Source organism: Hephaestia caeni, assembly GCF_003550065.1.
GTDB lineage: Bacteria > Pseudomonadota > Alphaproteobacteria > Sphingomonadales > Sphingomonadaceae > Sphingomonas > Sphingomonas caeni_A.
In genome coordinates this window covers 1,804,955-1,827,378 of the sequence record NZ_QXDC01000002.1, presented here as the reverse complement: position 1 = coordinate 1,827,378, position 22,424 = coordinate 1,804,955, and the positions used below count along the sequence as shown (strand labels likewise).

The window sequence follows — 22,424 nt, the reverse complement described above, 5'->3', positions numbered from 1 at the left end:
CGCAGTCTCAGATCGCGAGTGCGACCAGGAAGCGCGACACCATGTTGTAAGCGGCGACAGTGGCTACCGCCTCGACGGTCTGCTGTTCGCCGAAAAGCGATTTGAGTTCGTCGATGAGCTGGCCATCGACTTCGACATTGCGGGTGGACTGGTCCGTCAGTTCCAGAAGCGCGCTTTCCTTTTCGTCAAAGAGCGGGTCGATCCCGTCGGCGCGCAAGGCTTCGCATTTCGCCTCCGTGCCGCCAGCCGCGAGATAGGCGGGCTTATGGACGTTCCACTCAAACTCGGCGCGATTGAGCGCGGCCACGCGGCACATGATGAGTTCGCGATATTCAAGGTCGAGATCGAACTCCGCGCGCACTCGCCCGAGCAGCCCGTTCCACCCTGTCGCCAGCGGAAAGCTCTTGAGGAGGATGCGATCGATACCGATCAGTTCGCGGTTTGGACGCCGGGCCTTCATGCTTTCCACCAGATCAGCGGGAGCAGGATCGCCATCCTGCCACGGTGTCACTCTTACGCCGGTCATATAAATTCTCCTGTCTATGCGGTCGTTTCGAGCAGGCGCGCCGTGAGATACATGCCGCTCCCGAACACGGAATGGCCGACCACGCTTTTGAGGCGCGTCACATTGGGTTTGGGCGTGCGCGATCCGGCCATGCCGAACCCCAGACCCGGCATCATCACGAAATAGGGCAGGACCAGCAGCACCAGCGCCAGAATCAAGGGCTCGACGATGCTCGGGCTCTGGAACCAGCTTGCGCCCCATAAGGCGAGCAGCAGCAGGCCGTAACCGACGCCGATGGCATAGTGGAATGCCCAGCCCAACGCATGTTCGCCGGGCACGGGGCTCGCCTGGCCGATCGCGGGCTGGACGAACTCGCCTTTGGGCATATGACCGATCCAACGCCCGACCATCCGCCAGTTGGTCGCGGGCACGCCGAAGAGGCGCTGAAGGGTGTAGGCATAGAGATCGAGGATGATCGTGCCACCGATGCCGACCAGCGCGGCGCGGATAAGCATTTCCGTTGAGGTCATCTTACAGCTTCCTTGCCAATCGAGGGAGAGCGCCGCAGCCGGGCGACGAGCAACAGCGCGATCACCGCGAAGGCGAGCGGGGCGAACGACACCCACAGCACCATGTCCCAGCCATAAGCGGTGAGCAGCCCGCCCGAGGAGAAGGAGCCGACCGCCATCGTCCCGAAGACGATGAAGTCGTTCAATGCCTGCACGCGGGTCTTCTCTTCCGGGCGATGACATTCGAGCACCAGCGCAGAGGCGCCGATGAACCCGAAATTCCAGCCCACGCCGAGCAGGACCAGCGTGGCCCAGAAATGCGCGACGTCGATGCCGGCGAGGCCCACCGCCGCCGAAATCCCGATCAGCGCCAGCCCGACCGCGACGACACGGCCCGCCCCGAAGCGCGTGATCAGATGCCCGGTAAAGAAGCTCGGCGCATACATGGCGATGACATGCCATTGCAGGCCGAGATTGGAGGCTTCCTGGCTATGGCCGCACATCCGCATCGCGAGCGGGGCCGAGGTCATCAGAAAGTTCATCAGCATATAGGACACCGCGCCGCAGGTCGCGGCGACGATGAACAGCGGTTGCCGGGCAATCACCGACAGGGGCCGGCCGCCCGCCCTCTCAGCGGTGGTCGGCATCGGCAATCTGACGCTCGCCAGCACCACCGCCGACAGGACCGCGACCAGCGCCTGTACGAGAAAGGTCGCCGCGAACATATGCGGGGGCCACAGGTCCATGGTATATGTAACGAGTTGTGGCCCGACCACGCCCGCCGCGACGCCGCCCGCCATGACGATGGAGAGCGCGCGCGGTCGCCATTCCGGCTCGATGCAATCCGCCGCCGCGAAGCGGAAGGACAGGACGACGGCGGCATAGGCGCCGCCGAAGAAGGTGGCGAGGCAGAACAGCCAGAAGGATCCCAGCACCACGGCCAGCGCCGCGAGCAGGCCGGTCAACACCCCTCCGGCGGTTCCGGCGAGGAAGGCGGCGCGCCGGCCATAGCGGCGGGCGATCAGGCCGGTGGGCAGGATGCAGGCGGCCATTCCCACGACAAACACCGAGATGGGCAGCGTCGCCAGCGCCTTGTCCGGCGCGAGCGCAGCACCGATGATCGCGCCGGTCGCATAGATCACCGTCGAATTGGCGCCGGCGAGCGCCTGCGCCAGCGAAAGCCGGATGATCGTGCCGCGCTGTTCGCGGCGGCTCCCCAGGTCGGGCACGGCGGTCGAGGCGATCATGAAGCCAGCCCGGAAAGCCAACGACTGTCGCGCGGCGACGGACGGCGATGGAGGCGGCGGTCGAGCAAGGCGCGCGCCTTCTCTGTCTCGGCGGTGCGCATCAGCGCGATCAGCAGCATGTCTTCGGGAAACTCCCGCTGGGCGTTGCTGCCGCCGATCCGCGCGACATCCGCCGCCATCGGTTCGAGGATCCGCACGCACCCGGCATAATCCCCTCCAGCAAAGGCCTGCGCGGCCCGGCCGATGGCGGGCACAATCCCGCCGGCGCCAAGCGCCCCGTTGGCGACCATCTCGTCCAGCGCAGCGATGCGGCGGAAGAGACCTGCGTTATCGCCGGTCGCCGCCTCGAGCAGCGTCATATGGGCATCGACGAAGGCATGGCCGGGCTTGGGAAAGGCGTCCCGAGCATAGTCGGCGGCATCCTGCCAAAGTCCCTCCGGTACAGCATGGCCATAGGCTTGCAGCCGCCAGAGCAGCGATGCCGCGTCGCTGACGATATGGATCGGTGTCCCCAGCGACACCGAATGTTGCACCTTGTCGGCATAGATGGCGAGTGCGCGATCGGCGTCGCCGCGCTCCAGCGCGACGAGCGCCGCGTGCCAGGCGATATGGCCGTGCAGGATGCCGCTTCGGGGATAATCCGGAAGCCAATTCGCGATCAGCGCGTCGGCCGCGTCGTTCGCACCGCTCTCGAACATCGCATGAGCCAGCGCGTGCGCCGTATTGGCGTTTTCACGGCGCAGCCCGATCGCGCGCTCCAGCATAGTGCGCCCGCGCGCGACCTCGCCATTTTCGGCCAATGACCAACCGTAATAGGTGAGGAACCACCAATCATCGTCGGGGAATGCCGCCGCGTGGCGGGCGCACAGATCGACCTTGGCCTGATTGTGGTCGGCCATGCCGGAGAAAGCGAACAGACCGAAAGCGCCGATCGGTAGCGACAGGATGATCGCATCGTGCGGCCAGCGTTCGACATGGGCGAGCGCGGACGCCAGCGTCTCTTGCGAACGTCCGTTGATCGCGAGCATCAGCGCATTGACATGACCTGCTTCCCGTTCGGTATGAGTGGAACCCACCTTTTCCTGTGCGACCACGATCCGGCCGTGCGCTTCGGCAGGCTGGGCGCGCATCGCGTGCAACCGCGCGCGGGCCGCATGCGCCAGGGCGAAATCGGGATCGGCGTCAATCGCCCCATCCAATGCTTCCGCCGCTCCCGGCCACGCCGACAGCATCAAAGCCACGCCCTCGCGATAGAGCGCGGCCGCTTCATCGGACGCGGTTGAAAGAGGAAGGTCGTAAGTGTCGAATTTCGCCATTGGCGGCTCTATTTCCGTGGGTTGGATTGCGGGCAAAGCGCCGCCGGACGCTGCCTGATCTATAACCGCTTCCTGATTGTCCGTCTTTCGATTACAAGACAATCTATGTACAATAGCGGCCAAAAATTGGATTGGCAGGCCGTGGCGCCGCCGCCGGATACGAAACCGCCCGCACCGCTGACGATGCGCGCGCAGTCGCTTCCCCCGCGCAGTTACTTTCCCGAACATGCCCATGACTGGGGGCAGTTGGTCTACGCGATTTCAGGGGTTCTCACTGTCACGATCGTTGGACGATCCTTTGTGATTTCACCCGAACAGGCCGTATGGCTGCCCTCCGGAATCATCCATCGCGTCGGATCACTGCTAGGGGCCGAATTTCGTAGCCTCTGGATCGCGTCGGAAGCCGGAGTCGGGTTTCCCCGCGAACCCACGGTCCATGCGGTCGGCCCTCTTCTCAAAGCGCTGATAGCGGAGACGGTCGACCTCCGGTCCAACGAGAATGACCGCGGATATGCTGGCCGCGTCACAGACCTCATCCTCGATCAATTGCGCCGCGCCGCGCCTATTCCGGCGGCGTTGCAATGGCCACAAGGCGAAGTCCTCGCAGGACTCTGCGCCGCGCTCTATGCCGATCCCGCCGACGCACGGTCGGCTGAGGAATGGGCGCGCGAGCTTGGTATGTCGTCGCGGACTCTGACCCGTCGCTTCGAAGCCGAGATCGGTATGAGCCTGCGCTCCTGGCGCCGCCGGATGCGGTTGTTCAAGGCCGTCGAGTTGCTTGGCGGCGGGATGGATGTGACTAGCGTGGCGCTGGAACTCGGCTATGGATCGCCCTCGGCGTTCATCTATGCGTTTCGCACCGAAATGGGGATGCCTCCGCAAGCCTATATGAACCGGGCATCCTAAAGGCGCGGCTGCCCGGATTGCTCCGCCTGCCGGACCAGCAGGTCGCTCGTCAGAATCTGCGGCAATTCCCGCACTTCGCCCGAAGGGGTGACGAACAGATAATAGGGAATGGAATTGCGCCCGCGCGAAGCCAGAAAGCGCGTGATCGCGGGATCGCCCTGCGTCCAATCGCCTACCAACGTCACCACGCCACCCTTTTCGAACGCCGCGCGCGTATCCGGTCGATCGATAGCGACACGCTGGTTGACCTGACAGACGAGGCACCAGTCGGCGGTCATATCCACGAAGACCGGCCGTCCTTCGGTCTGAAGCTCGGCGAGGCGCTGTTCACTGAACGGTTCGACATTCGCATCGGCTCTGGACGGAGCTGCCAGCGCCGGGCGCGGCAGATCGAGGCCGACCGCAAGCAACAGGGCTGCCGCGACCGGCAGTAACGCGGCCCTGGCGCTACGACCGCGATTCTGGCGCAGTCCCGCCCACCACAGGCCCACCCCAGCCAATGCGGAGAGCAGCAGGCCAAGGGACAGGCCGTCCACGCCGCTCTGTCGTCCCAGCACCCAGGCGAGGCCGATGGCGGTCAGCAGCATGGGAAGCGCCAGTATGCGGCGGAAAGTCTCCATCCACGCCCCCGGCTTGGGCAAAAGCCGCTGGAGGGCGGGAATGAAGGCGATGGCGAGGAACGGCAGCGCCATGCCGATGCCGAGACCGGCAAACACCGCAAGCGCTTGCGGCGCCGGCAGCACCAGCGCCGCGCCCAGCGCGACGCCCATGAAGGGGCCGCTGCAAGGCGTCGCGATCAGCGCCGCGAGCGCGCCCGTGCCGAATGCCCCGGGCCAGCCCGGCGCCGCCATGGCGCGATGCGCGATAGAGATGCCCCTTATCTCGAACAGCCCAGCCAGATTAAGGGCGATGGCCAGCGACAGCAACATCAGCAGCAGAATGATATGCGGGTTCTGGAGCTGGAAGGACCAGCCAATATCATGCCCCAGCAATCGCGCGCTCACCAATATGGCGCCCAGCGCAAAGGTGGTGGCGACACTGCCGGCGAAATAGGCGATGCCCTCGACTTTCGCCGCGCGGCGATCAACGCCGGCCTTCGTCAGGCTCAACGCCTTCAGAGACAGGATCGGGAAGACGCAAGGCATCAGATTGAGCAGCAGGCCCCCGAGCAAGGCACCGCCGAGCGCGATCCACAAGGCGGGCATATCGCCGGTGGCCGGCGTGGCTGGATCAGGGGATGCCATAGCGGGCGGAATGCTCTCCAATGGGGCGACGACTGCTGGCGCAGACTCGCTTTCTGTTGCGGCGAGAGGATTTTCGGCCGTGTCCGGCTTGATGTCGGCAATCGCGACACTTTGGCGGCCATCGGCAATGACCCCGGTGAACGGGGCTGCAGGCGCCGGCCCTGCCGCGGCGACCTCGATCCGGATCGTCCCATCTGGCTGGCGGGTCACATGCTGCCGGGCACCCGCCTCGAACCAGCCGCTCTCCTGCGGGAAGAGCAGCGTGTGATTGGTATCCAACGCCTCCACTCCTGAAATGATGAACGCCCAGCGGCCATCGGCGGCCCGCAGACTTCCTCGCACTGCCCTTGATGGCAATGCCGATTCCGCCGCTGAAAACAGCGATAGGTTCGCCTGATCTGCACCTCCATCGCCTGCGGTCAACGCAAGCTGGAGCGTCGCGCGTTCAGGCACGCACAAAGCATCGGAACAGGCAAGCCACGACAGGTCGACGCTGATCGGCAGCGCTGTGCCCTGCGCGATGGCGTTGTCGATCTCAAGATCGGCCAGCAGCGTGAATGCGCCCTTGTGGACATAGCTGGCGAGGCCGGCCAGTTCGAGCAGCTCGGGCACGGGATGTTCGAGCGGGCCGGCGTGTACACCTTCCGGCAGATGCCATTGGGCATCGACGGACAGGCCGCTGTCACCCGGGTTGATCCAATATCCATGCCATCCGTGTTCCGGCGTCATGCGGATCGCAAGGCGGGTCTTTCCGCCCGGTTTCGGTGCATCGCTTTGCGCATATAGCGATGCCCGAATATGTTGCGCGGGCTGTGCCATCACCTGAACACCGGCAAGCGCCAGCCAAAGCAGCAGGATCGCGGCCAACATGCGGAGAAGCACGATCTGAACGAAGGTCGGGAACGGCCACGCCGCCAGCGAGAGTCGGGAATTCCGTGTCATAGGGGCGCATTTCGAGCCCCAAGCTTAAGGCTGGCTTAGGCGGCGAACGGCAGTCCGACTCTCGCGCTAGAGAATGAGCGCCCAGCCTTTGAGTTGCAAATTCGCGAGCGTGACCATGGCGGCGAGATCGATCGTCACATCCTTCGCGACTTCATCCCTCTCGATCCGTTGATTGGCGAGAGCAAAGCTGCACACATGGATGGCAACACCCGCCTGTTGCAGTTTCGCGATAAGCCCGCTGTTAGGGTTGGCCTGATGGAAGCGGGTCTCATAAGCGGCATCGCGCAGGATCGAAGGTGTCGCCGGGCCGTGCATGACCACGACAATATCGCCGGGATCAGGCCGCACGCCCGCCGCGCCCAGGAGGTTGATGAAGCGGGCAACCCGATCGAGAGCCGGATTGACCTGCCCATTGTCACTCGCGGCGCGCGTGATTTCAAAGGCGACGCGATAGCGCAACGAAGGATCGGGCAGGTTCGCGAGATCCTGAGCCGGGTGGATGGCGCCATAGCCGGCAATGACCGGGTGATTGGCATCCTGCGCGTTGGCATTGCCCATCATCACTAGCCCAAGAACCAGAGCCAGTCCGGTCCGTCTCCAGGAATGCGCCCGCGCGCGAACCTTGTTCGATGGCATATTTCTCTCCGATAGAGTCATAAGACCGGCTTCCGCGCGATCAGGTCGATCAGTGCAGACATGCCGTTATGCCCGTCGCCCTCGCTGATCTGCGCGTCGTAACTGACAAGCTTGCATATCTCGAAATCATCGAAAGCACTGCGCAGCATGGACTCATCATACAGGTTTTCGATCGCGCCCGGCCCGCCTGTCGCATAGTCGATTTGCTCTGGTCGATAACCTTGTAGTAAAAGCAGTCCGCCGGGAACGAGAGCTTCCTTCATGCCGCTGAACATATCAGCCCGCGCCGCCGGTCCAGCAAATTGAATGAAAATGGCGACCACCGAATGATAGCGCTCATGGGGCCAGCGCCATCGCGTGAGATCGACCTGCTCAAAGCGGATCGCATCGGCAACGCCTTCCCGCGTCGCAAGCGCGCCGGCCTTGTCGAGCGCGACGGCGGACGCATCCACGGCATGAACACGAAGCCCCTGTTTCGCGAGCCAGACACTGTTGCGGCCTTCACCGTCGGCAACGCACAGCACTTCCCCGCACTTGTCGAGTTGCGGCGTTTCGCGTTTCAGGAAGGCATTGGGCTCGGTGCCGAACAGATAGTCAGCCCGGTCATAGCGGGCGTCCCAATCGGGCGCGGATGGTGGCAAGGTCATGAAGCGGCCTCTGCTCCGTTCAGATTTCGACAAACGCCCCGGCGCTGCGCCAGAGCATATAGGCGGCGACGGCGAAGATCAGCGTCGCGAACACCACCGTCAGCCGCCCGGTTTGCGCGCCCAGCCGGCTGGCGAGGCGCGTGCCTGCAAAACTCCCCACCGCGCCTCCCACGATGAACAGGATCGCCAGCGGCCAGTCGACCAGCCCGGAAAAGGCATAGTTGGCTGCGGTGGTCAGGCCAAAGGCGGTCACCGCAACCAGCGAGGTGCCGACCGCGAACAGGATCGGCATCCCGGTCGAGGCGACGAGGCCCGGCACGATCAGGAACCCGCCGCCAATGCCGAAGAAGCCGGAGAACAGGCCCGAACCAAACCCGTAGCCGAGCACTTTGGGCGCCTTCTCCCGATTGCATTCGGCGCCGGGATTGCCGGGATTGCCGCGCCCCTTGAGCATCAACACCCCGACCAGCAGCATGACCAACGCGAACAGGAACAGCAGCTTCTCGCCATCGACCATCTTGCCGAAGGTGGAGCCGGCCAGCGCCCCGATGACGCCCGCTGCCGCGAACATGCCGCCGCAGCGCCATTTGACGTGATGGGCGCGGGCATGCTGGACGAGGCCCGTCGCCGCATTGGCCGCCACCGCCAGCGCGCTGGTGCCGATCGCGACATGGGCATTGGGCACGCCGACCAGATAGACCATCAGCGGCACCGCCAGGATCGACCCACCGCCGCCGACCAGCCCCAGGCTGAACCCGACGAGCGAACCGGACAGGATGCCCAGCAGATATTGCAGCGGTTCGAGGATCACCGCCCCTGTCCGATCGGTTGCGGGCCAGCGAGCCATTCCCGGCCCTTGAGCATGCCATGCCAGTAGATCGGCGGCAGCATCCGGTCTTTCAGGAACCAGGCGAGGCGCGTCGGCTTGCGGCCATCGAGCAGCCAACTCGGGAAGCTCGGCAGCAGCTTGCCGCCATAGCCGAACTCGGCCAGTACGATCCGGCCGCGCTCGACGGTGAGCGGGCAGGAACCATAGCCGTCATAGGCCGCTGCCGGGGCTTTGCCATCAAGGGCGGCGAGCACGTTCACCGCGACCACCGGGGCCTGCTTGCGCGCGGCAGCGGCGGTCTTGGCGTTGCTGGCGGCGATGACATCGCCCAGCGCGAACAGATTGGGCCATGTCGGATGGCGCAACGTCGCAGGATCGACCGCGACGAAGCCGCTATCGTCGGCGATGGGGCTGGAACGCACAAAATCCGGCGCCACCTGCGGCGGAACCGCGTGGAGTATGTCGAACGGGCGCTCGATCACGTCGCCATCGCCCTGCTCGAACCGCGCGATCCGGGCGTCACCGTCCACGCCGACCAGCTTCGATCCGGGCCTGAAATCGATGCCGTAGCGTTCGATATAGGCCGTCACCGCGGGCACATAATCGGCCACCCCGAACAAGGCCGGACCGGCACTGTGAAACTCGACGCCGATGCCGTCGAGCAGCCCGCGCTTCTCCCAGTCATGGCAGGAGAGATACATGGCCTTTTGCGGCGCGCCGGCACATTTGATCGGCATGGGCGGCTGCGTGAACAGTGCGCGGCCCCGCGCCAGCTTGCGCACCAGTTCATGCGTATAGGGCGCCAGATCATAGCGATAATTGGAGGTGACGCCGTTGCGGCCAAGGGTCTCGGCAAGGCCGGGAATAGCCTCCCAATCCAGCTTCAGGCCCGGCGCGACGACGAGCGTGCGATAGGTGATCGCCGTGCCGTCATCGAGCGTCACGCTGTTGCTGCCGGGCTGAAACGTGTTGGCGGCTTGCCTGATCCAATGTGCCTTGCGCGGCATCACTTCTGCCATCGTTCGGCGCGTGACCTGCGGATCGAACACGCCAGCGCCCACCATCGTCCAGCCCGGCTGATAATAGTGCGCATCCGCTGGCTCGATGACCGCGATCGACAGATCGGCCCGGCGCTTGAGCAGGCTGGCGGCACAGGCGATGCCCGCACTACCGCCGCCGACGATCACGACATCATAGGTGGTTGCCTTATCGTCGCCCAGCGCCATGGCGGCGGCGTGCATCGCGGTCGAGCGCGCGCCCGTCCGGCAGAAGGCGAGGACGGGTTTGGGGAGCCGGTCCAGCGCGGCCCGCATGGCGCGGGCATCGGCCGGGGCGATGTCGGGATTGGCGACCGGCAGATGCTCGAAGGCAAGGCCATGCTCAAGCGCCCTACGTGCAAGGATGGCCGCGTCCGGCTGTCCCGGCTCTTCCCCATCGGGGCGGTTGGAGATGATGGATCGGAAGCCAGCGGCTACCACATACGGCATGTCTTCCGGCCCAATCTGCGGCAATACCGAGAAATCGGCGGTGACCGGTGTGATCTTTTCCATGGAGTGTCTCCGCTTATGTCAGCGCCCAGCCGCCCGCAGGCGATGGAGCAGCATCCCCGCGATCATCGCGGCGAGGAACGGCAGGACCGCAAAGGGTGCGAGCGCGAGATTGGCGATGGCCGGGCCGGGGCACAGGCCGGCGATACCCCAGCCGATGCCGAACAGCAGCGCGCCCGCGGCCAGCGGCGCATCGATGCGCCTTGTGCCCGGCAAGGCGAAGGCGTCGCCGGACAAAGCGCGGGGCAGGCGGCGCTGGATGAGCCACGCGAGCACCATCGGCGTTATGGCCCCAGCCATCACGAAGGCGAGCGTCGGGTCCCATGCCCCGAACAGATCGAGAAAGGCGCGGACGCGCGCGGGGTCGGCCATGCCGGAAAGGGCGAGCCCCGCGCCGAAGATCGTTCCGGCCAGCAAGGCGATAAGCGCGCGCATGTCAGCCCGACCCCAAGATGCGCATTGCTGCCACGGTTGCGAACCCGGCCGCCATGAACAGTGCCGTCGCCGCCATGGATCGGGGCGACAGGCGCGACAGGCCGCAGACGCCATGCCCACTGGTGCAGCCGCTGCCGAGCCTTGTGCCGAAACCGACCAGCAAGCCGCCGATGACGAGGACCGCGAGTGACGGCGGAAAAGTGACGGCAACCGGCCGAACCGCCGCCACCAATGCCGCGCCGAGCGGCAGGCCGAGGATGAAGGCCAGCGCGACGGCGCGCGAGTCCGTGCCGCTGCCGATGCCGATGGCGCGTGCGGCAAGACCGCTGACGCCGGCGATGCGGCCCAGCCCCAGCAGCATGATCGCGCCGGCCAGGCCGATCAGCAGCCCGCCGAGGAAGCCCATGCCCGGCATTGCTTCGGGAAACAGCGTGTTCATAGCGCGTCCAGCGGGATTTTGAGATAGCGCGTGCCGTTGCCTTCCGGCTCGGGCAGATGACCACCGCGCATGTTCACCTGGATCGAGGGCAGGATCAGCTTCGGCATATCCAACGTCGCGTCCCGCGCCTCGCGCATCGCGACAAAGCCATCCTCGTCAATGCCATCATGGACATGGACATTGCTGGCGCGCTGCTCCGCCACCGTGGTTTCCCAGCGATAGTCGTCGCGGTCCGGCGCCCTGTAATCGTGGCACAGGAACAGCCGCGTTTCGGCGGGCAGGGTCAGCAGCCGCCGGATCGAGCGAAAGAGCGTCCGCGCGTCGCCGCCCGGAAAATCCGCCCGCGCCGTGCCATAATCGGGCATGAACAAAGTGTCGCCGATAAACGCCGCATCGCCGATCACATAAGCGAGATCAGCCGGCGTATGGCCCGGCACATGCAGTACCGTCGCGGCGAGATTGCCGATCATGAACCGATCGCCATCCTCGAACAGATGATCGAACTGCGATCCGTCGCGCGCGAACGCGGTGCCTTCGTTGAACAGCTTTCCGAACGTCTCTTGCACGGTCAGGATCGCCTTGCCGATAGCGAGCTTTCCGCCCAGCCGCTCTTGCAAATACGGCGCGGCCGAGAGGTGATCGGCATGAGCATGGGTTTCCAACAGCCATTCGACGGTGAGTTGCTGCTCGCCCACATAAGCGAGGATCGCATCGGCGGACGTGTAAGTGATGCGGCCCGCGGCAGCGTCATAATCCAGCACGCTGTCGATGATTGCCGTGCGCCGCGTCTCGGGATCGTGGACGACATAGCTGACAGTATTGGTGGCATCGTCAAAGAAGGCGCGAATTTGCGGGACGCCCTTGCGGGATTCCTCGATTTGCCGGGCTGCCTGACCGATCGGGTCATCCATGGCTCGATCCTTTAATTTAATAATTATGGAACTATGTAAATATGTAATCGGCTTGCGTCAAGCGGGCCGGGATGCGAGAGTGAAAGCCATGACGACCACGCCTGAAGCTGCCCCCAGCCTGCGCCTCGGCGACACCGCGCCCGATTTCGAGGCACGCACGACGAAGGGACCGCTGCGCCTCTCGTCACTGCGTGGGAAATGGGTGGTGTTCTTTTCGCACCCGGCCGATTTCACCCCCGTCTGCACCAGCGAATTCGTCAGCCTCGCCAGGGCGCAGGATCGCTTCGAGGAGTTGGGCGGCGTGCTGCTCGGCCTTTCCGTGGACAGCCTCTATTCGCATCTTGCCTGGCTCAAGGCGATCCGCGACCTATTCGGCGTGGAGGTCGGCTTCCCGGTGATCGAAGACCCCTCGATGGCGATCGGGCGCGCTTATGGCATGATCGGTGAGGATGCGCGGGACAGCGCCGGCGTCCGTGCGACCTATTTCATCGATCCGGACGGCGTGATCCGGGCAATCACCCATTATCCGATGAATGTCGGGCGCTCGGTCGATGAAATGCTGCGGATGCTCGCCGCGCTTCAGGCCGCGCATAGTGGCGACCGGCTCGCGCCCGAGGGATGGCGCGCGGGCGAGCCGCTGCTGCTCCCGTCTTCGGACAATACGGACGGGGGCGACTGGTTCTGCCGGAGCGCGCCATGACCCCCCTCCATGCCGCGCGCGAGCGGGCCGAGGAAGCGGCGGAAAAGCTGAGGATCTACGCCCAGCCTCAACGCCTGATGATCCTGTCGTTGCTGCTGGAGCAAGGCGAGCAGTCGGTCTCGATGATCGACGAGGCGACCGGCATTGGCCAGCCCGCGCTCAGCCAGCAGCTTGCCGAACTGCGCAAGGCGTCCCTCGTTACCACGCGGCGGCAGGCCCGGCAGGTCTATTACAGCCTCGCCGACAGCGGGACGGAGCTTTGCGTGCGCGGCATCGAAGCCGTATTCGGCGCGGGCGATCTATCCGGCCTGCCAACCGGCTTGAACAGTTCGGACGGTGAAGCAGCGGCCACGCTGCCGGGCGCGGCTCACTTTGCTCGCCTTGTGGGTCGCTGAACGCGTTACAGAGGCGCCCGGTCGATCCGCGACAGCGCTTCATTGACCTGAAAAATCTTGGCATTCACCACCGGCACACCGAAGCTCTTCAGCCGTTGGCTGTGCATGGCCAGATAGGCCTCGGCGTTCGGCAGATCATCGAAGAGATAGATGCCGCCAGCCTCTCCCATGGCCTGATTTTCGGTCCAGACCTTCCAGATCAGGCCCGGTTCGCCCGCAATCGACTCCGCCAGATCGCGCGAGGCGGAAGCCATCTCCTTGCCCCAGGGGCCTTGGTATGGGAAGTCTACTTGTAACAGATAAGGCATGGTTCAAACCCCTGTGGCTATTCAACCTGAATGAGCGACGCCCGGATGCTCGTCAGACTATAAGCGCTTCGCCGTCCCCCGGTGCCAGGAGCTTGTCGGCGAACCCCTTGTCGCGGGCGAAAGCGCGAAGCTGGGCGCGGGTCAGGATGCAGTGATTCACCGCTTCCATATGGGTTGCGACGAGGATCGTCTCCGGCGCGGCCTGATGGACCGAGAGGACATCGGCCGTGCCCATGATGATGCCGTCATCAATGCCGATCAGCCTCGCATCGCCGGTGTTCAGGATCGCGATCTCTGGCTTGTGGGTGGCGAGAGCGGCTGCAACGTCGTCGTTCCAGATCGTGTCGCCGGCCAGATAGACGGTCTTCATGCCGGGATGCTTGAAGACCACGCCGCACACGTCGCCGAGGCGGGCGCCGGCGACCGCATAGGCCGCGTCGGTGCCGTGGCGGCCCCCGGTCTTGATGAGTTGCACCCCGTTGAACCGCGACGTGGCGCCAAGAATGCGAACGTCGGTGAAGCCTTGCGCGCGGACGGTCCCGGCATCGGCGTCATTCTGCACGAAGAGCGGCAAAGTCTTCGGCATGAGCTTGCGCGTTGCTGCATCCCAATGATCTTCGTGTAGATGGGCGACGATCACCGCATCCACATCGACAATATCCTCGACCGGGAAGGGAAGGTGCACGAGCGGATTGCGCTCCTCGCTGTTCACCGTGCCCTCGAAACCTGGCCAGGCGTGGCGTTCGGAGAGCATCGGATCGACCAGAAAACGCGTTCCGGCATAGTCGATATGCAGGGTGGCGTTGCGAATCTGGGTGATCTTGATGCCCGCGTTCCCCGTGGCGGGGGCTTCCTGCGCATGGGCGGCAAAGGCGGTCGCGGCCAAAGCCGCGCCGGACAGGGCAAAGAGGTCTCTGCGTGTGGTCATGGTTGGATGCCTTTCCTTCCCGGCTCGGTTCAGCGCGCGATGAAGGCGTCGGTGCTGATCACTTCGCCATAGAGGAAGGCGAGCGCAGCCATCAGCGCGGCATGGACCTGCGCGGCGGGCGTGGTCACGCCGTCAAATTCCAGATCGCGGGTGGCGCAGGCATCGTGGATGGTGACGGTGCTGTAGCCCAGGTCGTTGGCCGCCCGCGTGGTGGCGTCCACGCACATATGGCTCATGGCGCCGATCACCACGGTCTCTGTGACGCCCTGTTGCTTGAGCAGAGCATCCAGCCCGGTGTCGCGGAAGGAGTTGGGGAAGTTCTTGGTGATGACCGGCTCGCCGTCCTGCGGCAGGACGGCCGCGTTGATCTCCGCTCCTTCGGTGCCGGGCACGAAGATCGGGCCGCCGGGCATCTCGTGGCGGATGTGGACCACCAGATCGCCCTGCGCGCGGGCATGGGCGATGACGCGGGCGGCATTGGCGGCGGCGGCGTCGATCCCCACCAGCGGGAATTTGCCCGTGGGCCAATATTCATTCTGGAGATCGACGACGAGAATGGCGCGCTTCGACATGATGGGTTCCTTTCGATTGGATGGTGCTTGCGCCCAATATCGTCCGGGGCGATGGTCGCCGCCATTGGCATCATCGACAGAATCAGGGGCGATAACGACATATGGCCGACGCGCGGATCGGAATCATGCTTTATCCCGACGCGCAGATGTCGGCGGTTCTCGGGCTGACCGATCTGTTCGCCCTCGCCGACCGCATCGCGCGGGAGGCCAATGCCGACGCGCCCCGGCTTCGCCTGCGTCACCTGCAGGCGCGTGGAGCGGCGTCGCCAGTGGCGGTCTTTGACAGCGATGCCCCCGCTGAAACGTCCGAGCAGACACGCTGCGACGTGCTGATCCTGCCGCCGTCGCTGGAGCCGCCGATTGCCCGTGAAGCCGCGTCACTACTGGCGGACTGGCTACGCAAACGACATGGCGAAGGCACAGTGCTGGCCTCCATCTGCGCCGGCGCTTTCCTGCTGGGCGAAACCGGCCTGCTGGCGGGGCGGGCGGTCACCACCCACTGGACCCTCGCCGAAGCGTTCGCGGATCGGTTCCCCGATGTGCTGCTCGATACCGACCGGCTGATTATCGACGGCGGCGATATCGTCTCCGCCGGGGGACTGATGGCGTGGACCGATCTGGGTCTGAAGCTGGTCGAGCGCTTTCTCGGTCCCGGGGTGATGACCAGGACGGCAAGGATGCTACTGGTCGATCCACCGGGGCGCGAGCAGCGTTATTATAGCGGCTTCGTGCCGCGCCTGAACCATGGCGACGCCGCGATCCTCAAGGCGCAGCATCTCCTGCAAGCCAGTGAGGGCAAGGAGGCGGGGCTGCCCGTTCTGGCGGACGCGGCCGGTCTGGAACCACGCACCTTCCTGCGCCGGTTTCAGAAAGCCACGGGCCTTACCGCCACCGATTATGCCCAGCGCCTGCGCGTCGCCAAGGCGCAGGAACTGCTCCAGTTTGGCCAATTGCCGGTGGAGCGGGTGGCATGGGAGGTCGGCTATGCCGATCCCGGTGCCTTCCGCAAAATCTTCCTGCGCATCGTCGGCCTGTCACCAAGCGAGTATCGACAGAGATTCCATGCCTGAGACAGTATGGAAGCGGCCTGATTGGCTGTCATAGTTACGTGACGCGCGCCGCGGACGCGAGATCGGTGCTGCCTACATACTCCGCCACATCGATCGCATCGAGACCGGCAGACACCTGCTCGCCTTCGCCCGGTGTAACCCCTTCAATCGAAACTCCGACTAGCGCCGCGTCGGGCGGCAGCATCGCCAGCGTGCGCCGGGCCGCCCACGCGTAGTGAAACTGATCACCGTCCCGGCTGGGCCGAACGAGATCGACGTGGGGATTAGTCGTTGCCATCATGTTCTAGGTCACGGTAACGATTCGCCGGCGTATGCACCAGCATCCCTTGCTCCTGAACGCTTCAAAAATACGCAGCAGGAGCCGCTTCCAAATAATGTCTCTGGGTCTCTCCGGCTTAGATGGCTAGCGGAACGAAATTCCGCTTCCTCGGTATGGAAGCCGAGAGCTGCCGGTAAGCGAGCGGCTCAATTCAGCAGCAAAGCAGCGTCTGAATGAGTGTCTGGAGTTGGACTGCGGCAAAAGCGCCGCGAAAGTCTGACAATGGGTCTTTTCGACCCGCAAGGTGGCAGCCGTTACGGGAAGCTAGCCTGATAGCTGGTCGCCATGAGCGACACATGCGCCTCCAGCGGCGGCCGCAACTCGAATGCCTTTGGCTCCCGCGCAAAGTTCCACAATCGCACTAGCCGCCAATCACTGCGTCGCTCCTCCGCAACGGTCAACTCATTGCGCGTGATGTGAAACGGCGTCCGCTCCCAACCATTGGTCGTCTTCACCTCGATCAGGCGATCGCTGCCGTCGGTGTCGAAGCTACGGATGTCATAGCCGGCACCGTCTCCATCGACATGCGACACCCAGCGGATGCGCTCGGCGAGATCGGTCCGGCCGGCGGCGAGCAGGCTGGCACGCTCATGAGCGAGGACACGCTCTTCGCCGGCGCGACCTAGAGCGCGATTGCGGGCATCGCGCTCCGCCACGTCGTACTTCCGCGCGATGAAGGTCATCTGTTCAAGTTCGTCGGGCGGCGGTGCGTTGCTGTGCGTCGGTGGCGGGCCGATCCATAGCATTGCTTCTTCCCGAAGCGCTGACGGTGACGGAGCCATCGCCATCCGCGCGGCTGGTGCGAGCCAATCCGGGTGACGATTGAGCCAACGCACCACCGCATCGACGAGTGAAGCCTGGAAATTGAACGCCGGCTTGTAGCCGGGAATCCAGTCCTCACCGAGCCCCTTGAGCACGGCGCTGATGTTCTGATGCTTATATTCGATCGAGCCGCGCGGCCGTTCGATCACCGCCTGCAGCAAGCGGTTATGCTCAGCCTTGCTGTAAGGCCGCCCGGCGGTGTCATCGCCAAGCATCGCGAAATAATCCGCGACGATCGCGTCGTTCTGCTCGTCGGACCAGTCACCGGCCATGGCAGCTCCCGAGCAAGCCGGCCAAGCTGGAAGAGGCCCGGATCATGCCAGCAATTGCGCCGGCACACCGAGCGCCGGTCCGGCCTCGGCGAGCCGCTGGTCAAGCGTGTGCACCGTGGCGCCATGCTCCGACGCGACGGCAAGATGCAGGGCATCACCCGCGCGAAGCCCCAAGCTATGCTGATCGGCAAACCTCGCCGCCGCCCGAAACTGCCCGCCCGTCACGGGCAGCACGGTAAAGCTCTCGGCAACCAGCTTATTGAACATGGCCAGCGCCGCGGCGCGTTGTTCCAGGCTGATCTGCCCGGTTCGAAGCTTGATCGCCATGGCCGACGACATCTCGGTAACGGTCCAGTCGCTGATCAGAAGCTGCGCCGGATCCTGTTCGGCCAGCCAGGCCTGAACGCGCGGCGTCATCGCTTCGTTGGAGAGCGCCGCGACGATCAGCGACGTGTCGAGATAGAGCATCAGTAGCGATCGCCATCCCGCATCGAACGCACGAGATCAGCAGCGCTCTGGGATTGGGGTGGCATCGCTGCCGTCAGAGATTTGAGCAGCGCGGCGTCGATCGGTTTGCGGGGTCTGGCTACGGCGGTGAGCCGCGCGACCGGCTTGCCGCGACGGGTGATGTCGATCGAATCGCCCGCCTCGACCCGGTCGACCAGCTCGCTCAGATGGGCTTTGGCGTCCGCCAGATTGATTGCGTCCATGTCGCGCTCCTGACCATGTAGATAGTCATATAGCGTGAATGGCTTGAGGATTCCAGTGAGGCCTCTTCTGCCATTTCCTATCGCCGCTTGAGAAATTATATAATCAGTCATATATGATGATTTATGATGGAATTAGTGCCGTATATGGATGTTTGGAATGGGTTCGCCGAAATCAAAATCAGCCCTTGAAAGGCTCGGGCAGGACATTCGCGGCGCACGCCTGCGGCGCGGTATCGCCGTGGCCGATCTCGCCGTACGTGCCGGGACGTCGCCGAGCACCGTCGCGCGCCTGGAGAAGGGCGACCCCGGCGTCGCCATCGGCACGCTGGCCGATGTCCTGGTCGTCCTGGGCCTCGTCGAACGGCTCGCAGACCTGATCGACATCCGCAAGGACGATCTGGGGCTTGCGCTGATCGCCGAGCGCCAGCCGCGCCGTGGGCGGTCCTTTGCGGCCACGCTGCGCAGGAAGCAAGCCAGGGACGAGACGGCGCAAGCCGAGACCGATATCGTCGACCCCGACGGCGCGGCGTTCTGATGCCAGACTTTGTTGCCCATGTTGCTCTCGGCGAGAGCTTTACCCCGGTTGGTCAGTTGCGTTTCACGCAGGCGGGACCACGACAATTCTCGACCTTCGCCTATGACCCGGCCTGGATCGAGAATCCGCGCGCCTTTGCGGTGCAGCCGAGCTTCCCGCTCGATGCAGGACCGCTCCATACGTCCGGACAGTCTGGAAACACGCGCGACGCGCTGGCCGGCGTCTTTGCCGACGCGGCGCCGGACAGTTGGGGGCGCAGACTCCTCGAACGCGCTTATGGCAACGGCCTTTCCGAATTCGAATATCTGACGCTGTCAGACGATATTTGCCGGCAGGGTGCACTGCGGTTCCTGGATGACAAAGGGGAAGTCATCCGGGGCAATGCAACGGACGCCGTGCCTCGTCTGGTCGATCTGCAGACGATCACCGCCATCGCGCGGGCCTATGAACAGGGCAAGGAAATCTCGCCCGAGGAGATGCAGGCGCTGGCCGGCGCGGGTGGTTCGGGCGGAGCGCGTCCCAAGGCCAATGTCCGGGATGGCGACACGCTCTGGCTCGCCAAGTTCACCTCGGTGCATGACCAGCAACCGATCGAACGCGTCGAGGTGGCGACGCTTCGACTCGCCCGGGCCTGCGGTATCCGCACGCCCGAGGTCAGGCTGGAACTCGTCGACACGCCGTTTCCGGTGGCGCTGATCCAGCGGTTCGATCGGCGGGGGACTGCACGCATCCCCTATATCTCGGCGCGCACCGCCCTCGGCAAGACCGGGACCGAACTCGGCTCCTACACCGAGATCGTCGACTTCATGCGGGCTTATGCCGCCGAACCGCGAGAGGATTTCCGCGAACTCTTCCTCCGCCTGATCTTCACCATCCTCGTGTCGAACAAGGATGATCACCTGAAGAATCATGGCTTCCTCTATGTCGGATCTGGTCGCTGGCGATTGTCACCGGTTTTCGATGTGAACCCCGCGCCCGATCGTAATCCGCATCTGGAGACCGCCATCCTTGAGGGCGGCGCGCACGATCGATCGATACGCCTTGCGCTCGACGCCTCCGAGTTTTTCGAGATTACCCAGGCGGATGCCCGCCAGATGATCCGTGAGACGGCTAGGCGCATTTCTGATGGGTGGCGGGATGCGCTTCGCCATGTCGGTGTTTCTGGCGGGCTGGCGCGCGAATATGAAGCCGCTTTTGTCCACGATCAGATGGAAATTGCTTTAGCTATGTAATAACCAAATATACCGCATAAAACCTCATAATTATTCATATATGATTGTTTGATTTGTGACGGCTGGAACCTTGTTCCTGTGCCGCGTCCCTGGCCGGTTCAGGGCAAGGGCACCGTCGATCGAAGAGGCGATAAGGGCGATTCCTGCCCATAGCGGCGATTTCGCCGTGTCATCTGAGGGCTTAATTATGCTCGTCAGCAGCGTTGGCCGCATACGGGCCGGCGCCTGACGAACTGACGCGACGAGATTCCTGTTGACGATATCTCCAAGGAAGCGTCCGCCTTTCGTGCTTTCGTCGGATGGGTCCGGCGACATGTGAAGTCGCGAACAATTCGGAAGATCGATCTGGTTGATCCAATTTGGCGACCTCTCCTCGTCAGCCCTTGTTGATATTTCCTTCCTGGGAATTGGCAGCCTCAAGCCATCCAGGTTGCACGTTTGGAAGGCACCTCCTGACTGCTCGTCGGCATGACGCTCGCGAGCTTTCGGGAGATGTATGATGATACTCCAACAGCCTTCCTGCCAACCCATCGACGTTCGCAACTGGATCAATGACGGGTCGTCTATCCCGGATTGGATCCGGACGCAGATGTCCGATGATCCCGCATCCAACGGCACCTTTCTCATTACCACGCCGGTTGGCGCAGCGCGGGTGCATCCGGGCGATGTTGTCATTGAGCACCAAGGTCAGCTTTGGTCCCGCGCACCGGAGGAAGTGCCGCAACTGATGAACGGGTTTGGGGCGGAGGCCGCGTTACCGATCGCCGCCATCGGCCCCGGCAAGGACGCCCAGTTCGGGACGAAGAGCAAAGCCGGAAAAGGAAGAAGGCGCGGTGGTGAGCGCAAGATCGGATTCCGGCCGCCCATCGGAAAGATGCCCAGTATCGAATGGGTGCATACCACAGAACTGACCGTCGATCAGTCCTATCAGCGGTCGATCGACAATGAAGGCTCCCGGCGCCTGATCGCCAGCATCGCCGCCAATTTCGACTGGCGGCTCTGCGCTCCGCTTGTCGTCTCGCGGCGTCTGGACGGATCGAAAGTCATCATAGACGGACAGCACCGCTGGGCTGCAGCCGTGCGAAGAGGAGATCTGCTGCAACTGCCGTGCTGCCTTTTCACCTATGACAGTCCCGAAGACGAGGCTCGGATGTTCATCGTCGCCAACCGAGCTCGGAAGCCTATGAACCGTTTGGACGATTTCCATGCCGCTCTGGCAGCGGCGGATGAAGATGCCCTGGAAATTCAGCGCCTGGTGACTGAAGCTGGCTTGAAAATGGCCCGCAACACTTCATCCGCTGCGTGGAGGGCTGGGGAGGTTGCGTTCACATCCTCCATAGCGGCAGCGCTGCGGCGTCATGGAGTTGCAATTGTTTCTGCGGCGCTGACGAGCCTGGCAGAAGCCTATGAGGGACATTCTCTCACCTATGGCGCATCGATATTCGGTGCCCTTATCAAGCTCTTCGCAAATCCGCCCGAAGGCTTCGATCCTGATGACCTCGTGCCGACATTGCGACGGTTGGATATGGCGTCGTTGGGCGAGATCGTAAAAGGCCTTAGCGGCGGCGATTCCCGGGCGGTGGCAGTTCACGCCGCCATCCTCGGAAGCCTAAGCCAGCCAAAATACACTGAAAGCGCGGCATAGTTTTTGTGGTGTTGCACTCGGCTTCTATGCCGAGTGCAACATTCCTTGAGATTTCACCTCTTGAATCCGTTGAATGGATCCGCAGTGGCGGGAGAACATGGAAGTCTTGAGGCCGATAGAGACAATGCATTGAAGGCCGACCCGGCCAGTGCAAACTGTCAGAAAATCATGTATATTTCTGACGCTATCATGCAGCAACTGACCGACCAGATCATGGCCCATATGGAAGGCCTGCCTGCAGGCACTGGCGTGTCCGCGAAGGGATTGCTGCATCTTGGCAATCGAGCGGCGGTGGATCAGGCACTATCCCGCCTTGCTCGGCGGGATCGACTCTTCCGGGCCGGGCGAGGCTTGTACCTGCTGCCCGTCCATGGTCGGTTCGGGACAAGGGTGCCGACGATTGAAGAGGCGATAAGGGCGATTGCCGCCCAGAGTGGTGAGGTCATCGTCCCGAGTGGTGCTGTTGCCGCCAACAGGCTCGGGCCCACAACCCAGGTGCCCATGCGGTCCATCTATCTGACTTCGGGCCGCTCCCGGCCTATCAGTATCGGTAAGCAAACGGCGGAACTGCGGCATGCACTGCGTTGGCAATTGCTCCTGGGCGACCGGCCGGTTGGTGATGCGATTCGGGCTTTGGTGTGGCTCGGGCCGGAAGCAGCGGAAACTGGCATGGCTGCAGTGAAGGCGAAGCTCACACCGACCGATCGCGGCGACATGGTGGCTGTTGCACCGCATCTTCCATCCTGGCTGGCCAGGTGCGTTACGAAGGCCGCTCACACTTGATCCGGACTACCGCGCCGAAG

The 22,424-nt window shown here is 63.9% G+C and carries 27 protein-coding genes; 8 read left to right on the top strand and 19 right to left on the bottom strand.

What is annotated here, in order from left to right; translation table 11 throughout:
* Positions 1-7 precede the first annotated feature (7 nt).
* From DFR49_RS08560 to DFR49_RS08545, 4 genes are read right to left on the bottom strand one after another with little or no spacing between them, the layout of a single operon-like run.
* Positions 8-526 (bottom strand): carboxymuconolactone decarboxylase family protein, encoded by a 519-nt coding sequence (locus tag DFR49_RS08560; RefSeq protein WP_119035169.1) that lies wholly within the window; start codon positions 524-526, stop codon positions 8-10.
* Positions 527-540: 14 nt separating this feature from the next.
* A complete protein-coding gene (locus DFR49_RS08555; protein ID WP_119035168.1) occupies positions 541-1,035 on the bottom strand; it encodes a DUF2938 family protein in 495 nt (164 codons plus the stop codon).
* Positions 1,032-2,261, bottom strand: a complete 1,230-nt coding sequence (locus tag DFR49_RS08550; RefSeq protein WP_119035167.1) for an MFS transporter — start codon at positions 2,259-2,261, stop codon at positions 1,032-1,034. The genes DFR49_RS08555 and DFR49_RS08550 overlap by 4 nt, the downstream gene beginning before the upstream one ends.
* Complete coding sequence (locus tag DFR49_RS08545; RefSeq protein WP_119035166.1) at positions 2,258-3,577, bottom strand: tetratricopeptide repeat protein; 1,320 nt, start codon at positions 3,575-3,577, stop codon at positions 2,258-2,260. Before DFR49_RS08545 ends, DFR49_RS08550 begins: the two co-directional genes overlap by 4 nt.
* A gap of 21 nt (positions 3,578-3,598) precedes the next feature.
* On the opposite strand from DFR49_RS08545, the gene DFR49_RS08540 reads away from it, so the two are divergent.
* Positions 3,599-4,483: an AraC family transcriptional regulator gene (locus DFR49_RS08540; protein WP_211325828.1), complete on the top strand. Its 885-nt coding sequence runs from the start codon at positions 3,599-3,601 to the stop codon at positions 4,481-4,483.
* Here the strand turns inward: DFR49_RS08540 and DFR49_RS08535 are convergent.
* The 8 genes from DFR49_RS08535 to DFR49_RS08500 form a co-directional block, all read right to left on the bottom strand.
* Complete coding sequence (locus tag DFR49_RS08535) at positions 4,480-6,669, bottom strand: protein-disulfide reductase DsbD family protein (protein ID WP_119035164.1); 2,190 nt, start codon at positions 6,667-6,669, stop codon at positions 4,480-4,482. The two genes, DFR49_RS08540 and DFR49_RS08535, sit on opposite strands and share 4 nt — an antisense overlap.
* A 66-nt stretch (positions 6,670-6,735) precedes the next feature.
* Positions 6,736-7,230, bottom strand: coding sequence for a DsrE family protein (locus DFR49_RS08530; protein WP_119035163.1), 495 nt, complete (start codon positions 7,228-7,230; stop codon positions 6,736-6,738).
* 92 nt (positions 7,231-7,322) lie between these two features.
* The gene (locus tag DFR49_RS08525; RefSeq protein ID WP_119035162.1) at positions 7,323-7,952 is read right to left on the bottom strand and encodes an SAM-dependent methyltransferase; all 630 of its coding nucleotides are present in this window, start codon (positions 7,950-7,952) and stop codon (positions 7,323-7,325) included.
* Positions 7,953-7,971: 19 nt separating this feature from the next.
* Positions 7,972-8,799 (bottom strand): sulfite exporter TauE/SafE family protein, encoded by an 828-nt coding sequence (locus tag DFR49_RS08520; RefSeq protein ID WP_211325827.1) that lies wholly within the window; start codon positions 8,797-8,799, stop codon positions 7,972-7,974.
* A complete protein-coding gene (locus DFR49_RS08515; protein ID WP_119035161.1) occupies positions 8,760-10,331 on the bottom strand; it encodes a bifunctional protein tyrosine phosphatase family protein/NAD(P)/FAD-dependent oxidoreductase in 1,572 nt (523 codons plus the stop codon). The genes DFR49_RS08520 and DFR49_RS08515 overlap by 40 nt, the downstream gene beginning before the upstream one ends.
* Positions 10,332-10,349: 18 nt before the next feature.
* Positions 10,350-10,763 (bottom strand): DUF6691 family protein, encoded by a 414-nt coding sequence (locus tag DFR49_RS08510; RefSeq protein ID WP_119035160.1) that lies wholly within the window; start codon positions 10,761-10,763, stop codon positions 10,350-10,352.
* 1 nt (position 10,764) lies between these two features.
* Positions 10,765-11,202, bottom strand: a complete 438-nt coding sequence (locus DFR49_RS08505; RefSeq protein ID WP_119035159.1) for a YeeE/YedE family protein — start codon at positions 11,200-11,202, stop codon at positions 10,765-10,767.
* Entirely contained in the window at positions 11,199-12,113 is a 915-nt protein-coding gene (locus DFR49_RS08500) for an MBL fold metallo-hydrolase (protein ID WP_119035158.1), read from the bottom strand. The genes DFR49_RS08505 and DFR49_RS08500 overlap by 4 nt, the downstream gene beginning before the upstream one ends.
* An 88-nt stretch (positions 12,114-12,201) precedes the next feature.
* Between DFR49_RS08500 and DFR49_RS08495 the strand changes: the two genes are divergently transcribed.
* Positions 12,202-12,813 (top strand): peroxiredoxin, encoded by a 612-nt coding sequence (locus tag DFR49_RS08495; RefSeq protein ID WP_119035157.1) that lies wholly within the window; start codon positions 12,202-12,204, stop codon positions 12,811-12,813.
* Entirely contained in the window at positions 12,810-13,208 is a 399-nt protein-coding gene (locus DFR49_RS08490; RefSeq protein ID WP_119035156.1) for an ArsR/SmtB family transcription factor, read from the top strand. The genes DFR49_RS08495 and DFR49_RS08490 overlap by 4 nt, the downstream gene beginning before the upstream one ends.
* Before the next feature lie 5 nt (positions 13,209-13,213).
* On the opposite strand, the gene DFR49_RS08485 is transcribed toward DFR49_RS08490, so the two are convergent.
* From DFR49_RS08485 to DFR49_RS08475, 3 genes are all read right to left on the bottom strand, one after another.
* Positions 13,214-13,516 carry a monooxygenase gene (locus DFR49_RS08485; protein ID WP_119035155.1) on the bottom strand — a complete coding sequence of 101 codons (303 nt, stop codon included), beginning with the start codon at positions 13,514-13,516 and terminating at the stop codon, positions 13,214-13,216.
* A 52-nt stretch (positions 13,517-13,568) separates the two neighbouring features.
* The gene (locus DFR49_RS08480; RefSeq protein ID WP_211325826.1) at positions 13,569-14,402 is read right to left on the bottom strand and encodes an MBL fold metallo-hydrolase; all 834 of its coding nucleotides are present in this window, start codon (positions 14,400-14,402) and stop codon (positions 13,569-13,571) included.
* 71 nt (positions 14,403-14,473) lie between these two features.
* Positions 14,474-15,016: a cysteine hydrolase family protein gene (locus tag DFR49_RS08475; protein WP_119035154.1), complete on the bottom strand. Its 543-nt coding sequence runs from the start codon at positions 15,014-15,016 to the stop codon at positions 14,474-14,476.
* Positions 15,017-15,117: 101 nt separating this feature from the next.
* On the opposite strand from DFR49_RS08475, the gene DFR49_RS08470 reads away from it, so the two are divergent.
* On the top strand, positions 15,118-16,086 hold the full coding sequence (locus DFR49_RS08470) for a GlxA family transcriptional regulator (RefSeq protein WP_119035153.1): 969 nt from the start codon (positions 15,118-15,120) through the stop codon (positions 16,084-16,086).
* Positions 16,087-16,120: 34 nt separating this feature from the next.
* Here the strand turns inward: DFR49_RS08470 and DFR49_RS08465 are convergent, their stop codons facing one another.
* The 4 genes from DFR49_RS08465 to DFR49_RS08450 all read right to left on the bottom strand — a co-directional run bounded on the left by DFR49_RS08465 (position 16,121) and on the right by DFR49_RS08450 (position 18,209).
* Entirely contained in the window at positions 16,121-16,366 is a 246-nt protein-coding gene (locus DFR49_RS08465; RefSeq protein ID WP_119035152.1) for a hypothetical protein, read from the bottom strand.
* A gap of 293 nt (positions 16,367-16,659) precedes the next feature.
* Positions 16,660-17,388, bottom strand: coding sequence for a protein NO VEIN domain-containing protein (locus DFR49_RS08460; RefSeq protein WP_245968299.1), 729 nt, complete (start codon positions 17,386-17,388; stop codon positions 16,660-16,662).
* 153 nt (positions 17,389-17,541) lie between these two features.
* A complete protein-coding gene (locus DFR49_RS08455; RefSeq protein ID WP_119035150.1) occupies positions 17,542-17,967 on the bottom strand; it encodes a type II toxin-antitoxin system VapC family toxin in 426 nt (141 codons plus the stop codon).
* Positions 17,967-18,209, bottom strand: coding sequence for a type II toxin-antitoxin system Phd/YefM family antitoxin (locus DFR49_RS08450; protein WP_119035149.1), 243 nt, complete (start codon positions 18,207-18,209; stop codon positions 17,967-17,969). The genes DFR49_RS08455 and DFR49_RS08450 overlap by 1 nt, the downstream gene beginning before the upstream one ends.
* Before the next feature lie 157 nt (positions 18,210-18,366).
* Here DFR49_RS08450 and DFR49_RS08445 point away from each other — a divergent pair, with 157 nt between their 5' ends.
* From DFR49_RS08445 to DFR49_RS08430, 4 genes are all read left to right on the top strand, one after another.
* Positions 18,367-18,744, top strand: a complete 378-nt coding sequence (locus tag DFR49_RS08445) for a helix-turn-helix domain-containing protein (RefSeq protein WP_119035148.1) — start codon at positions 18,367-18,369, stop codon at positions 18,742-18,744.
* Complete coding sequence (locus tag DFR49_RS08440) at positions 18,744-19,976, top strand: type II toxin-antitoxin system HipA family toxin (protein WP_119035147.1); 1,233 nt, start codon at positions 18,744-18,746, stop codon at positions 19,974-19,976. The genes DFR49_RS08445 and DFR49_RS08440 overlap by 1 nt, the downstream gene beginning before the upstream one ends.
* A 589-nt stretch (positions 19,977-20,565) precedes the next feature.
* Positions 20,566-21,621 carry a DUF6551 family protein gene (locus DFR49_RS08435; RefSeq protein WP_170150966.1) on the top strand — a complete coding sequence of 352 codons (1,056 nt, stop codon included), beginning with the start codon at positions 20,566-20,568 and terminating at the stop codon, positions 21,619-21,621.
* A gap of 84 nt (positions 21,622-21,705) precedes the next feature.
* Entirely contained in the window at positions 21,706-22,404 is a 699-nt protein-coding gene (locus DFR49_RS08430; RefSeq protein WP_245968298.1) for a DUF6088 family protein, read from the top strand.
* Positions 22,405-22,424 lie beyond the last annotated feature (20 nt).